This is a genomic window from Streptomyces sp. NPDC005408 (genome assembly GCF_040606445.1).
Lineage (GTDB): Bacteria > Actinomycetota > Actinomycetes > Streptomycetales > Streptomycetaceae > Streptomyces.
This window is the reverse complement of sequence record NZ_JBEXEX010000014.1, coordinates 24260-37301: the sequence shown is the minus strand read 5'-3', so window position 1 is coordinate 37301 and position 13042 is coordinate 24260. Positions and strand designations below refer to the sequence as shown.

The 13042-nt window shown below is 68.8% G+C and carries 10 protein-coding genes; 8 read left to right on the top strand and 2 right to left on the bottom strand.

All coding sequences use genetic code 11. The features are described 5' to 3' along the window. Positions 1 to 147 precede the first annotated feature (147 nt). Positions 148 to 1005, top strand: a complete 858-nt coding sequence (locus ABZS64_RS15855; RefSeq protein ID WP_355828924.1) for an HAD-IB family hydrolase — start codon at positions 148 to 150, stop codon at positions 1003 to 1005. Positions 1006 to 1352: 347 nt separating this feature from the next. Here the strand turns inward: ABZS64_RS15855 and ABZS64_RS15850 are convergent, their stop codons facing one another. Then, positions 1353 to 2183 (bottom strand): oxidoreductase, encoded by an 831-nt coding sequence (locus ABZS64_RS15850; RefSeq protein WP_355828921.1) that lies wholly within the window; start codon positions 2181 to 2183, stop codon positions 1353 to 1355. 102 nt (positions 2184 to 2285) lie between these two features. Here ABZS64_RS15850 and ABZS64_RS15845 point away from each other — a divergent pair, with 102 nt between their 5' ends. Further along, complete coding sequence (locus ABZS64_RS15845) at positions 2286 to 3281, top strand: ATP-binding protein (RefSeq protein ID WP_355828919.1); 996 nt, start codon at positions 2286 to 2288, stop codon at positions 3279 to 3281. On the opposite strand, the gene ABZS64_RS15840 is transcribed toward ABZS64_RS15845, so the two are convergent. Next, a complete protein-coding gene (locus ABZS64_RS15840) occupies positions 3259 to 4536 on the bottom strand; it encodes a hypothetical protein (protein ID WP_355828916.1) in 1278 nt (425 codons plus the stop codon). The two genes, ABZS64_RS15845 and ABZS64_RS15840, sit on opposite strands and share 23 nt — an antisense overlap. 286 nt (positions 4537 to 4822) lie before the next feature. Here ABZS64_RS15840 and ABZS64_RS15835 point away from each other — a divergent pair, with 286 nt between their 5' ends. The 6 genes from ABZS64_RS15835 (at position 4823) to ABZS64_RS15810 (ending at position 13035) form a co-directional block, all read left to right on the top strand. Then, positions 4823 to 7159, top strand: coding sequence for a SulP family inorganic anion transporter (locus ABZS64_RS15835; RefSeq protein WP_355828913.1), 2337 nt, complete (start codon positions 4823 to 4825; stop codon positions 7157 to 7159). 197 nt (positions 7160 to 7356) lie between these two features. Further along, complete coding sequence (acs, locus tag ABZS64_RS15830; protein WP_355828911.1) at positions 7357 to 9312, top strand: acetate--CoA ligase; 1956 nt, start codon at positions 7357 to 7359, stop codon at positions 9310 to 9312. 283 nt (positions 9313 to 9595) lie between these two features. Then, positions 9596 to 10990, top strand: a complete 1395-nt coding sequence (gene nhaA, locus ABZS64_RS15825; protein ID WP_355828908.1) for a Na+/H+ antiporter NhaA — start codon at positions 9596 to 9598, stop codon at positions 10988 to 10990. Between the two features lie 63 nt (positions 10991 to 11053). Then, on the top strand, positions 11054 to 11503 hold the full coding sequence (locus ABZS64_RS15820; protein ID WP_355828905.1) for a phage holin family protein: 450 nt from the start codon (positions 11054 to 11056) through the stop codon (positions 11501 to 11503). Between the two features lie 116 nt (positions 11504 to 11619). Beyond that, positions 11620 to 12549, top strand: coding sequence for an alpha/beta hydrolase (locus ABZS64_RS15815; RefSeq protein WP_355828903.1), 930 nt, complete (start codon positions 11620 to 11622; stop codon positions 12547 to 12549). Between the two features lie 297 nt (positions 12550 to 12846). Next, positions 12847 to 13035, top strand: a complete 189-nt coding sequence (locus ABZS64_RS15810; protein WP_355828900.1) for a hypothetical protein — start codon at positions 12847 to 12849, stop codon at positions 13033 to 13035. Positions 13036 to 13042: the final 7 nt, after the last annotated feature.

Below are 13042 nucleotides of genomic sequence, written 5' to 3'. Positions count from 1 at the left end.
GCGGGGGTCGTCTCTCCGGCCGACTCGGGGGGGGAGGAGCCGGACCGGGTTAGCACGGTCGCGAACGATCCGTGACTTCCATGGTGTACCCGAGAGCCTTCTCAGGCAAACCCACGCGCCCCAGCGTACGCCGAATGGCGGGCACCTATGCTCAGGCTCGTGGAAAACCACTCCTTGCCGCGCACAGCCGCCTTCTTTGACCTGGACAAGACGGTCATTGCGAAGTCTTCGACGCTGACCTTCAGCAAGTCCTTCTACCAAGGCGGGCTGATCAACCGCCGCGCCGTACTGCGTACCGCCTATGCCCAGTTCGTCTTTCTCGCGGGCGGCGCCGACCACGACCAGATGGAGCGGATGCGCGAGTACCTCTCCGCGCTCTGCAGGGGCTGGAACGTCCAGCAGGTCAAGGAGATCGTCGCCGAGACCCTCCATGACCTGATCGACCCGATCATCTACGACGAGGCCGCGTCCCTCATCGAGGAGCACCACACCGCGGGCCGCGATGTCGTCATCGTCTCCACCTCCGGCGCGGAGGTGGTCGAACCGATCGGCGAGCTGCTCGGCGCCGACCGGGTGGTGGCCACCCGCATGGTCGTCGGCGACGACGGCTGCTTCACCGGTGAGGTGGAGTACTACGCATACGGCCCGACCAAGGCAGAGGCCATCAAGGAGCTCGCCGCCTCCGAGGGGTACGACCTGTCGCGCTGTTACGCCTACAGCGACTCAGCCACCGACGTCCCCATGCTCGCTTCCGTCGGCCACCCGTACGCCGTGAATCCGGACCGTGCGCTGCGCCGGGAGGCGACCGCGCGCGACTGGCCAATTCTCGTATTCAACCGGCCAGTCCGCCTCAAGCAGCGGCTGCCCGCGTTCTCGATTCCGCCGCGTCCGGCCCTGGTCGCGGCGGCCGCGGTCGGCGCGGCGGCCGCGACCGCCGGACTCGTCTGGTACGCCACTCGGCGCCGCACAGCGGCCGCTCAGATTGCCGCCGCTACCGCTGTGTAAATATACGTCCCTATTTGAACCTAAAAGTAAAGATGTGCAGCCAGGGGTTCCGCTTCCCCTCGCGCAGGAGTACAAATGAATCAACGGCCCGCGAGACCAAGGACATCCGAAAGGATCACCTTTAACGCATGAAGGCCCCACGGACCGAAGCATGAAAACTGAGCACCCACGCGACGTCGACCCGTCGATTACGGGCCAGCCGCACCAGGTGACGGGCAGAAGTTCCCGACCTGATGGGCAACATATCGAGGACGCTTGGTAACTCGGCGGACATGCCAGCGGCGGTACCAATTCCGGTACCGCCGCAACCCTGTTCGGGCCCTTTTGCAGGCTTATGCAGGCGCAGTTCAGGCAGCGCCGCGCTGCAATGCCTCACACACCGCGGTCGACTCCCTGACCCCGAGTTCCACCGCGCGCCCGCAGTGCGCGATCCAGGCGGCCATCCCGTCCGGCGTGCCCGACAGATACCCCTCGAAGGCCGCGACGTACGCCGCCCGGCCCTGCTCGGCGTGACCGACCTCGGCGGGGCAGATCGACTTCGGGTCAAGTCCGCTGCCGATCAGCACGATGCGCTCGGCCGCCCGCGCGACGAGACCGTTGTACGAACCGAACGGGCGCAGTGCCAGCAGCTCCCCGTGGACCACGGAAGCGGTCACCAGAGCCGGGGCCGAGCTGCCCGCGATGATCAGTTCTGCCAGCCCGTCCAGCCTGCCGGCCACCTCGCTCGCGTCCGGCAGCGGGGCCTCGATCAGCGGCTCGTCGACTTCCTCACCCGCGAGGCGGGGCCTGCCCACCGCGGCGTCGTCGCCGGCACCGCTCGCCGCGACCAGATGCAGCCTTGCCAGCACACGCAGCGGCGACTGCCGCCAGATGGACAGCAGTTGACCGGCCTCGGCGGTGAGCCGAAGGGCCGCACCGACCGTGCGCGCCTCGGGTTCGCTGCCGAAGTCGGTGCGCCTGCGGACCTCTTCGAGCGCCCAGTCCGCACCGGACAGCGCGGCGGAACCGCGGGCTCCGCGCAGCGCGGCCTCCGATGTGACCTCGTTGCTGCGGCGGCGCATGACTCGATGGCCGTAAACCCGGTCGACGGCTTTGCGTACGGAGTCCACGGAGTCGGCGACGCCCGGCAGGGAGCCGAGTGTGGCGAGGGGGTCGACCGACGAGGCATTCGTACTCATAGGTAGCGAGGCTACGCGCCCATGGCACACACCCCACCTTGGAGTGGTCTTCTTCACGCAGCTTGACCACACCATGCGATCAATCCACTACCCTAGGTGAACATGAAGATCGCTTTCGTGGGGAAGGGCGGCAGCGGCAAGACCACGCTGTCCTCGCTCTTCATCCGCCACCTTGCCGCCAATGAAGCCCCCGTCGTCGCGGTGGACGCCGACATCAATCAGCATCTGGGGGCCGCGCTCGGTCTCGATGAAGGGGAGGCCGCCGCGCTGCCCGCGATGGGCGCGCATCTGCCGCTGATCAAGGACTATCTGCGGGGCTCGAACCCCCGGATCGCCTCCGCCGAGACAATGATCAAGACCACGCCCCCGGGGGAGGGCTCGCGGCTGCTGGGCGTCAGCGAGGACAACCCGGTCTACGACGCCTGCGCGGTCAGCGTGCACCTCGACGACGGGGACATCCGGCTCATGGCCACGGGCCCCTTCACCGAGTCGGATCTCGGGGTGTCCTGCTACCACTCCAAGGTCGGCGCGGTCGAGCTCTGCCTCAATCACCTGGTCGACGGCCCCGAGGAGTACGTGGTCGTCGACATGACCGCGGGGTCGGACTCGTTCGCCTCCGGGATGTTCACCCGCTTCGACATGACGTTCCTGGTGGCGGAGCCGACGCGCAAGGGAGTCTCGGTCTACCGCCAGTACAAGGAGTACGCACGGGACTTCGGCGTCGCGCTGAAGGTCGTCGGCAACAAGGTGCAGGGCCCGGAGGATGTGGACTTCCTGCGCGAGGAGGTGGGCGACGACCTGCTGGTGACCGTCGGGTACTCCGACTGGGTCCAGGCGATGGAGAAGGGACGGCCGCCGCGCTTCGAGCAGTTGGAGGTCGAGAACCGCATGTCGCTGCAGATGCTGCAGAACGCCGCGGAGGACTCGTACGAGCATCGCGACTGGGAGCGCTACACGCGCCAGATGGTGCACTTTCATCTGAAGAACGCGGAGAGTTGGGGGAACGCGAAGACGGGGGCCGACCTGGCTTCCCAGGTCGACCCCGCCTTCGTACTCGGAGAGCGGATGACCGACGTCAGTGCCGCTCAGCCTGCTTGAGCGCGGCTGAGCGCGGCGCGCCCGCCGGCTGGGCGGCGAGGAAGGCCGCCCAGCCGCCCTTCGGGGCCTGGCCGACCTTGAGCGTACGCATCTTCTGCAGGACCTGCGGGTCCTGTGCGTCCAGCCAGTCGGCCAACTCCCGGAAGGACACGCACTTCACGTCGCGCTTCACACAGACCCTCGCGATCGTCTCGTCGACGGCGCGCATGTACGTGCCGCCGTTCCAGGATTCGAAGTGGTTGCCGATGGTCAGCGGCGCCCGGTTGCCGTTGTAGGCACGGTCGAAGGCCTTCACCAGACCGTCGCGCATCTGGTTCCCCCAGTACTTGTGCTTCGAGGGGTCGCCCTTGGTGGTCCCGGACTGGTTGGCCATGAAGTTGTAGTCCATGGACAGGGTCTCGAAGGACCGGCCGGGGACAGGGACCATCTGCAGTGAGAGGTCCCACAGGCCGAGGTCCTTCTTGGGCCAGATCTGGTCGTTGATGCCGCTGGTGTCGTAGCGGAAGCCCAGTTGGCTGGCGGCGCGCACGAAGTTGGTGCGGCCCTCGAGGCAGGGGGTTCGGGCGCCGATGAGCTCCTTGTCGTAGTCGAAGGGCAGCGGCTGCTCGTTCTTGAGGCCCGAGTTGGTCCGCCAGTTCTTGACGAAGGACTTGGCCTGGCTGATCTCGCTCTTCCACTCGGCGACGGACCACTGGCCGACGCCGCCGTCCTTGCCGCAGAAGTGGCCGTTGAAGTGGGTGCCCACCTCGTTGCCGTCCTGCCAGGCGCCGCGCAGCTCGCGCACGGTGTCACGGATGCCCTGGGTGTCGTTGAAGCCGATGTCGGAGCGGCCGGGCGAGTGCTGGGGCGGGTCGTAGAGGTCCGCCTTCTCCTCGGGCAGCAGATACACGCCGCTGAGGAAGAAGGTCATCGTCGCGTCGTACTTCTTGCCGATTCTGCGGAAGTGCGAGAAGAGCTTCTGGCTGTCCTCGCCGGCACCGTCCCACGAGAACACCACGAACTGCGGCGGCTGTTGACCCGGCTTCAGGCGCTCCGGCTTGAGCAGGCCCGGCTGGACTCCGGTGAACGCGGTGGAACCGTCACCGATGAGGCGTACCGCGCTCTTGGGGGCCGCGGCGCCCTTCTTCGCTCGGGGGGCGCCCTTCTTGGCGGCGGCCGAGTCGTCGGCCACGTTCGATGCGGAGCAGCCCGCGATTCCTGCGATCAGCGCCGTGGCGACTGCGCCTACGGCAATCCTCCTCGTGGCGGCCTTCATCCGCCCACCCACTTTCTTATGCCTATATGCCTGTACGACGCATTGCCTATGGCGCCGTCAAGCTCGCATCGCCGTGGGTGAAGGAAGGGTGCGACGAGCCGCGATGAAATTACTAATCACCAGAACGGGTGAAATACTGCCCCATTTGCCCTGAAAATCATGCCTCACTCTTTACTCTGCATTACGATCCATTTACCGAGAGTTGAGAATCCCGCCGCTGCACGCCGTGACCCACGGCCGCGTCCCCACATTCCGCGACCGCGCTGCCCCGGAGGAGACGGGAACCATGTCTGCCTGCGCCCCCACTCGCACCGACAACCCCTCCCGCACAAGCCGAAAGCCCGGCAAAACCCGAAAGTCCCGCCCGGCGTCCGACGGAAGCGACCGCCACCGCTTCCGCATCGCGGGCGCCGATCTGTCCGCCTCGATCTCCGTCTTCCTGATCGCGCTGCCGCTCTCCCTCGGCATCGCACTCGCCACCGGCGCACCCCTCCAGGCCGGACTGGTGGCCGGCGCCGTCGGCGGGATCGTCGCCGGCCGGCTCGGCGGGTCGCCGCTTCAGGTCAGCGGCCCCGCGGCCGGGCTGACCGTCGTCACCGCCGATCTGATCCAGCAGTACGGCTGGCGCACCACCTGCGCCATCACTGTTCTCGCCGGAATCGCCCAGCTCGGCCTGGCCGCCCTGCGGGTGGCCCGCTCGGCTCTCGCCGTCAGCCCGGCGATCGTGCACGGGATGATCGCCGGCATCGGCGTCACGATCGCCCTCGCACAACTCCATATCGTGCTCGGCGGCACGCCGCAGAGCTCCGCCATCGACAACGTCCGTGCGCTTCCTGCCCAGTTGGCCGGTCTCCACCCGGCCGCGGCCATCGCCAGCGCCCTGACCCTTGCCGTACTCCTGCTGTGGACGCGGATTCCCGGGCGCGCGGGCCGGATGGTACGGAAGATCCCGGCCGCTCTCGCCGCGGTGGCGGCTGCGACCATGCTCGCCACCTTCGCCGGGCTGAGTCTGCCGCGCGTCGATCTGCCGTCCTGGCGCAGCCATGCCCTGCCCGAGCTGCCCCAGGGACCGGTGCTCGGCATCCTCGCCGCGGTCCTCACCATCACGCTGGTCACGAGCGTGCAGTCACTGCTGTCGGCGGTCGCCGTGGACAGGCTGGTGGCTGCCCGCAAGGAGCATCCGCTGGTCCACCGCTCCAAGCTCGACCGCGAGCTGGCCGGGCAGGGCGCGGCGAACGTCGTGTCCGGCGCGCTGGGCGGGCTGCCCATCGCCGGTGTCTCGGTGCGCAGCGCGGCCAATGTGTCGGCGGGCGGGGTCAGCCGGCACTCCACGATGCTGCACGGGCTGTGGATCGTGCTGGCGGCGCTGTTCCTGGTGCCGCTGCTCGATCTGATCCCGCTGGGCGCCCTGGCGGCGCTGGTGATGGTCGTGGGCGTGCAGATGGTCAGCATCGCGCATCTGCGCAGCGTGCGGCGGAACCGCGAGATGCTCGTGTACGCGGTGACGCTGGCGTCGGTCGTGCTCGCGGGCGTACTGGAAGGTGTGGCCGTCGGGATCGCGGTGGCCGTCGCGGTCGCTCTGCGGCGGCTGACCCGGACCCGGATCACCGCGGACGAGCAGGAGGGGGTCCACCGGGTGCGGGCGCGCGGCCAGTTGACCTTCTTGGCCGTGCCGCGGCTGAGCCGGACGCTGGGACAGCTGCCCCAAGGAGCTGCCTGTGTCATTGAGTTGGACGGTTCTTTCATGGACCACGCGGCATACGAGGCGCTGCACGGCTGGCAGGCCTCGCATGTCGCGCAGGGCGGGACGGTGGAGTTCACCGGCCGGGCAGGGGGGCGGATCAGCGAGCCCGCCTCGGAGACGCACGGCTGCTGTCGCCCCTGGACGCCCTGGCGCAACCATCATTGCGATGACCGCCCCCGGCGCGCGAAGGCGCATCAACTGGCCAGCGGGCTCAGCTCGTTCCAGCGCAATACGGCGCCACTGGTGCGCGACGAGCTGGCACGGCTGGCGCGCGAGGGGCAGCGGCCCTCGCAGCTCTTCCTCACCTGCGCCGACTCCCGCCTGGTCACCAGCATGATCACCGCGAGTGGCCCGGGCGATCTGTTCACCGTACGCAACGTAGGAAATCTGGTTCCGCTTCCCGGCGCGGAGAGCAGCGACGACTCGGTGGCCGCCGCGATCGAGTACGCCGTCGATGTGCTGGAGGTCGACTCCATCACCATCTGCGGGCACTCCGGCTGTGGCGCGATGCAGGCGCTGCTGAACGGGCCGTCCGGAAGCGTCCAGACACCGCTGCGGCGCTGGCTGCGGCACGGGCAGCCGAGTCTGGACCGGATGAGGAGCAGGCACCGCTCCTGGGCGAGGATCTCGGGCCGTATGCCCACCGATGCGGTGGAGCAGTTGTGTCTGACGAATGTGGTCCAGCAGTTGGAGCATCTGCGCGCCCATGAATCGGTGGCCCGGCGGCTCGCCGAAGGGACGCTGGAGCTGCACGGCATGTACTTCCATGTCGGCGAGGCCCAGGCGTATCTCCTCGCGAGCAGCGACGAGCACGAGATCGACGAGGTCTTCGACCGGGTCGCCCCTGCTCCTTTCGCCCTTCAGAAGTCGCGCGCCTGAACCGTGCGTCCGCCACGTCCGTGAGAACGTATGGCCCCTCCTTCCCACCGCCCGGGGAGGAGGGGCCGCCCACAGGCCCCTGCGGCTCAACAGGTCTAAACCAATCTCCGGAAGGCCCTTGTCACCCGGCCGTCTGGCTGATGAGCTATGGCCTGGGACACATAGGCACATAGGACGCCCTGGGAAAGGGAGATGTCGTGAGCAACGAAAGCCTGGCCAACCTGCTCAAGGAAGAGCGGCGGTTCGCACCGCCGGCGGAGCTGGCCGCGCACGCCAACGTGACGGCGGAGGCGTACGAGCAGGCCAAGGCGGACAGGCTTGGCTTCTGGGCCGAGCAGGCAAGGCGGCTCAGCTGGGCCACCGAGCCGACCGAGACCCTCGACTGGACCAACCCGCCCTTCGCGAAGTGGTTCGCGGACGGCAAGCTGAACGTCGCGTACAACTGCGTGGACCGCCATGTCGAAGCGGGCAACGGCGACCGGATCGCCATCCACTTCGAGGGCGAGCCGGGCGACCACCGCGCGATCACCTACGCCGAGCTCAAGGACGAGGTCTCGCGCGCCGCGAACGCCCTGACCGAGCTCGGCGTCGAGAAGGGCGACCGGGTCGCCGTCTATATGCCGATGATCCCCGAGACCGTCGTGGCGATGCTGGCCTGCGCCCGCATCGGCGCCGCGCACTCCGTGGTCTTCGGCGGCTTCTCGGCAGACGCGCTCGCGACCCGTATCCAGGACGCCGACGCCAAGGTCGTCATCACGGCCGACGGCGGCTACCGGCGCGGCAAGCCGGCCGCGCTCAAGCCGGCCGTGGACGATGCGATCGACCGCGTGGACAACGTGGAGCACGTCCTCGTCGTACGCCGCACCGGTCAGGAGGTCGCCTGGACCGAGGGGCGCGACGCGTGGTGGCACGACCTCGTCGAGCGCCAGTCCGCCGAGCACACCCCCGAGGCCTTCGACGCCGAGCACCCACTCTTCATCCTCTACACCTCGGGTACGACGGGTAAGCCGAAGGGCATCCTGCACACCTCCGGCGGCTACCTCACCCAGGCGGCCTACACCCACAACGCCGTCTTCGACCTCAAGCCGGAGACGGACGTGTACTGGTGCACGGCCGACGTCGGCTGGGTGACCGGCCACTCGTACATCGCGTACGGGCCGCTCGCCAACGGCGCGACGCAGGTCATGTACGAGGGCACGCCGGATACCCCGCACCAGGGGCGGTTCTGGGAGATCGTGCAGAAGTACGGCGTCACGATCCTCTACACGGCGCCCACGGCGATCCGTACGTTCATGAAGTGGGGCGACGACATCCCCGCCAAGTTCGACCTGTCCTCGCTGCGGGTGCTCGGGTCGGTCGGCGAGCCGATCAACCCGGAGGCGTGGATCTGGTACCGGGAGCACATCGGCGGGGGCAAGGCGCCGATCGTGGACACCTGGTGGCAGACGGAGACCGGCGCGATGATGATCTCGCCGCTGCCGGGTGTGACCGAGACCAAGCCGGGCTCCGCGCAGCGGGCGCTGCCGGGTATCTCGGCGACCGTCGTCGACGACGAGGCCAACGAGGTTCCCAACGGAGGCGGCGGCTATCTCGTGCTCACCGAGCCGTGGCCGTCGATGCTGCGCACGATCTGGGGCGACGACCAGCGCTTCATCGACACGTACTGGTCGCGCTTCGAGGGCAAGTACTTCGCCGGTGACGGCGCCAAGAAGGACGACGACGGCGACATCTGGCTGCTGGGGCGCGTCGACGACGTGATGCTCGTGTCCGGGCACAACATCTCGACGACCGAGGTCGAATCGGCGCTCGTCTCGCACCCGAAGGTCGCCGAGGCGGCGGTCGTGGGCGCGGCGGACGAGACGACGGGTCAGGCGATCGTGGCGTTCGTGATCCTGCGGGGTACCGCGAGCGAGGACGAGAACCTGGTGAACGACCTGCGCAACCACGTAGGCGCGACGCTGGGGCCGATCGCGAAACCGAAGCGGGTGCTGCCGGTGGCGGAGCTGCCGAAGACGCGTTCGGGCAAGATCATGCGGCGGCTGCTGCGGGATGTCGCGGAGAACCGGCAGCTGGGCGATGTCACGACGCTGACGGACTCGTCGGTGATGGACCTGATCCAGTCGAAGCTGCCGAGCGCGGCGAGCGAGGACTGAGCCGGGGCGTGCAGGGGGAGGGGGTCCGGTCGCGGCGCGGCCGGACCCCCTCCGCTTTGCTGCCGGGTCCGGCCCCAACGACCCCGCAGCGGCAGCACGCGCAGCCCCCGCGACAGCGCGACGCTCACCCCTTATGCACCTAAAGTGAGGCTCACCGGATACGTCCTTGCGCTCTTAGGTAAGCTAAGGACCGCGTCAATGACGCAGCAAGAAAACCTAGGTGCGCCGGGAAGTCTGGTCGGCATGTGCTCTGTCCTGCCCACCCGACCGGAGGTTTCCCGACGTGGCCGCGCCGCCCACCCCCCGCACGTTCCTCGGACGTCTCTCCCTGCCCGAGCGGAACTTCGTCGCGAACGCGCTGCGGGCCGAGACCGTGGGTGGCGTCCTTCTTCTCGTTGCCGCCGTGACCGCCCTCATCTGGGCCAATACCCCTCTCGGCGACAGCTACGAATCCGTACGTGACTTCCACATGGGCCCCTCCGCCCTCGGCCTCGATCTCTCGATCCAGCACTGGGCCGCCGACGGACTGCTCGCCGTCTTCTTCTTCGTCGCCGGGATCGAGCTCAAGCGCGAGCTCGTGGCCGGTGAGCTGCGGGACCCCAAGGCCGCCGCGCTGCCGGTGATCGCCGCGGTCTGCGGGATGGCCATGCCCGCGTTCGTCTATCTCCTCGTCGTCACCGTCGGCGGTGGGTCCACCGACGGCTGGGCCGTGCCGACGGCCACCGACATCGCGTTCGCACTCGCCGTCCTCGCGGTCATCGGCACATCCCTCCCGTCCGCCCTGCGCGCCTTCCTGCTCACCCTCGCCGTCGTCGACGATCTCTTCGCGATCCTGATCATCGCCGTCTTCTTCACCAGCGACCTGAACTTCGCGGCGCTGGCCGGTGCCGTCATCGGCCTCGGCGTCTTCTGGCTGCTCCTGCGCAAGGGCGTACGCGGCTGGTACGTGTACATCCCGCTTGCCCTCGTCATCTGGGGCCTGATGTACAACAGCGGAATCCACTCCACCATCGCCGGTGTCGCGATGGGCCTGATGCTGCGCTGCACCCGGCGCGAGGGCGAGGAGCACTCCCCCGGCGAGCACATCGAGCACCTCGTACGGCCCCTGTCGGCGGGACTCGCCGTACCCCTCTTCGCGCTGTTCTCAGCGGGTGTCATCGTCACCGGCGACTCGCTCACCGATGTCTTCACCAAGCCCGAGACCCTCGGCGTCGTCCTCGGCCTGGTGGTCGGCAAAGCCATCGGCATCTTCGGCGGCACCTGGCTCGCCGCCCGCTTCACCCGGGCTGAGCTCAATGAAGATCTGGCCTGGCCGGACGTGTTCGCCGTCGCCGCGCTCGCGGGCATCGGCTTCACCGTCTCGCTCCTCATCGGCGAACTCGCCTTCGCCGGCAACCCGGTGCTCACCGACGAGGTCAAGGCCGCCGTCCTCATGGGCTCCCTGATCGCCGCCGTCTTCGCCGCGATTCTGCTCAAGCTGCGCGTACGGAAGTACAGCGCGCTGGTCGAGGCCGAGGAGCGCGACGAGGACCGCGACGGCATCCCCGACATCTACGAGCAGGACAACCCGGAGTACCACCTTCGGATGGCAGCCATCTACGAGGAGAAGGCAGCGGAGCACCGCCGTAAGGCCGAACTGGCGGGGGCGTCGCGCGACAGCGGCGACAGTCCGGCATGATCTGTCATCGGAACTGAGATCGGAACTGACATCGGATCCGTCGATGAGGAGAGGGAGTCAGCGATGAGCGACCCCGACAACACCGCGGCGAACGTCGTCGGCGCCGAGCGCAGTCTCGGCCAGCTGGTCGCCTCGGCGACCGCCGAGATGTCCGCGCTCGTGCACGACGAGATCGCACTGGCCAAGGCGGAGCTTCGGCAGGACGTCAGGCGCGGCGCGATCGGCGGTGCGGCCATCACCATCGCGGGAGTGTTCGCGCTCTTCTCGCTGCCGGTGCTGAGCTTCGCGGCGGCGTACGGGATCCACAATCTGGGCCTCGGCCTGGCGTGGTCGTTCCTGATCGTCGGCGTGGCATTTCTGCTGCTCGCGGGCCTGCTGGCGCTGCTGGCCGTCGCCAAGTTCAAGAAGGTCAAGCCGCCGGAGAAGTCCATCGCGTCGGCCAAGGAGACGGCGGCCGTACTGCAGGGCGTCAAGCCGCACACCCGGCCGGCGCAGGACAAGGTCTCTGTCTGAGGACGCGGTCGCCGGGCCCGTGAGCACCGGCGGAGCCCGTCCCGGGGGCGGCCCGTCGCCCTGTCGCGCACGGGCATGGCGAACGTGGGGTGCTCAGGTGTGGCACGCTCGTCTGCATGACGGCCCCTGATACCGGTTCTGGAAGCCCCGTGCGCATCGATGGTCCCTGGACCCATCGCGACGTGGCTGCCAATGGTGCGCGCTTCCACATCGCCGAGATGGGCGACGGACCGCTGGTGTTGCTGCTGCACGGCTTTCCCCAGTTCTGGTGGACCTGGCGGCATCAGCTGACCGCGCTCGCCGACGCCGGGTTCCGGGCGGTGGCAATGGATCTGCGGGGCGTGGGCGGCAGCGACCGTACGCCGCGGGGCTACGACCCCGCGAACCTCGCGCTCGACATCACGGGCGTGGTGCGCTCGCTCGGCGAACCGGACGCGGCGCTGGTCGGGCACGACCTGGGCGGCTACCTGGCGTGGACCGCGGCCGTGATGCGGCCCAAGCTGGTGCGCAGGCTCGCGGTCTCCTCGATGCCGCACCCGCGGCGCTGGCGCTCGGCCATGCTCTCCGACTTCTCGCAGAGCCGTGCGGGCTCGTACATCTGGGGCTTCCAGCGGCCGTGGATTCCGGAGCGTCAGCTCGTGGCGGACGACGCGGCCTTGGTGGGCAAGCTGATCCAGGACTGGTCCGGTCCGCAGCTGCCGGACGAGGACGCGGTGGACGTCTACCGGCGGGCGATGAGCATCCCCTCGACGGCGCACTGCTCGATCGAGCCGTACCGGTGGATGGTGCGCTCGATGGCGCGGCCGGACGGGATCCAGTTCAACCGCCGAATGAAGCGCCCGGTGCGGGTGCCGACGCTGCATCTGCACGGCTCCCTGGACCCGGCGATGCGGACACGCAGCGCGGCGGGCTCGGGCGAGTATGTGGAAGCGCCGTACCGCTGGCGGCTGTTCGACGGCCTCGGCCACTTCCCGCACGAGGAGGACCCGGCCGGGTTCTCCAAGGAGCTCATCAGCTGGCTGAAGGACCCCGAGCCCGACCGCTAGACCTTGCGGGGACGAGGGCCACTGGTTCGAGGGACCGTCCCCGGACACTGCCGGGGGTCCGGGGGTTGTCCCCCGGGAAGGCACAGTCCGCACGAGGAGGACCCGGCCGGGTTCTCCAAGGAGCTCATCAGCCGGCTGAAGGACCCCGAGCCCGACCGCTGGCCCGGAGCGCCGGCCCGAGTGGGTTCCGGCGCCCAGGGAACTCTTGTACGACGAACAGCCAAATGCCCGGCGCATAGGCCAATTGGCCGCCCCTGGCGCGGTTACCGACCATGGGGCACGGGCACACGTCGGTGTATGGGCTGGACGTACGACTACGGTGACGCAGCACGCAACCGCCGCTCGGCCAATGGGCCGGCCACCCACGAGAGGGGTGGCTCCCAAGGTGAGGGCCATGAGCATCCCGGGCAGGGGATCGGCATTCCGCGCATTCTGAGGCGCCGCGCCCGCTGGGTCTCGGCCCGGCTGCGGCATACCCGCGGCTGACGCCCCG

Bases quoted from the DNA above. Each gene is read 5' to 3' on its own strand.
- ABZS64_RS15840 (WP_355828916.1), bottom strand. From the start codon at position 4,536: ATGAAGGCCGCCACGAGGAGGATTGCCGTAGGCGCAGTCGCCACGGCG.
- ABZS64_RS15835 (WP_355828913.1), top strand. From the start codon at position 4,823: ATGTCTGCCTGCGCCCCCACTCGCACCGACAACCCCTCCCGCACAAGC.
- ABZS64_RS15815 (WP_355828903.1), top strand. From the start codon at position 11,620: ATGACGGCCCCTGATACCGGTTCTGGAAGCCCCGTGCGCATCGATGGT.
- ABZS64_RS15855 (WP_355828924.1), top strand. From the start codon at position 148: ATGCTCAGGCTCGTGGAAAACCACTCCTTGCCGCGCACAGCCGCCTTC.
- ABZS64_RS15845 (WP_355828919.1), top strand. From the start codon at position 2,286: ATGAAGATCGCTTTCGTGGGGAAGGGCGGCAGCGGCAAGACCACGCTG.
- ABZS64_RS15810 (WP_355828900.1), top strand. From the start codon at position 12,847: ATGGGCTGGACGTACGACTACGGTGACGCAGCACGCAACCGCCGCTCG.
- ABZS64_RS15820 (WP_355828905.1), top strand. From the start codon at position 11,054: ATGAGCGACCCCGACAACACCGCGGCGAACGTCGTCGGCGCCGAGCGC.
- ABZS64_RS15850 (WP_355828921.1), bottom strand. From the start codon at position 2,183: ATGAGTACGAATGCCTCGTCGGTCGACCCCCTCGCCACACTCGGCTCC.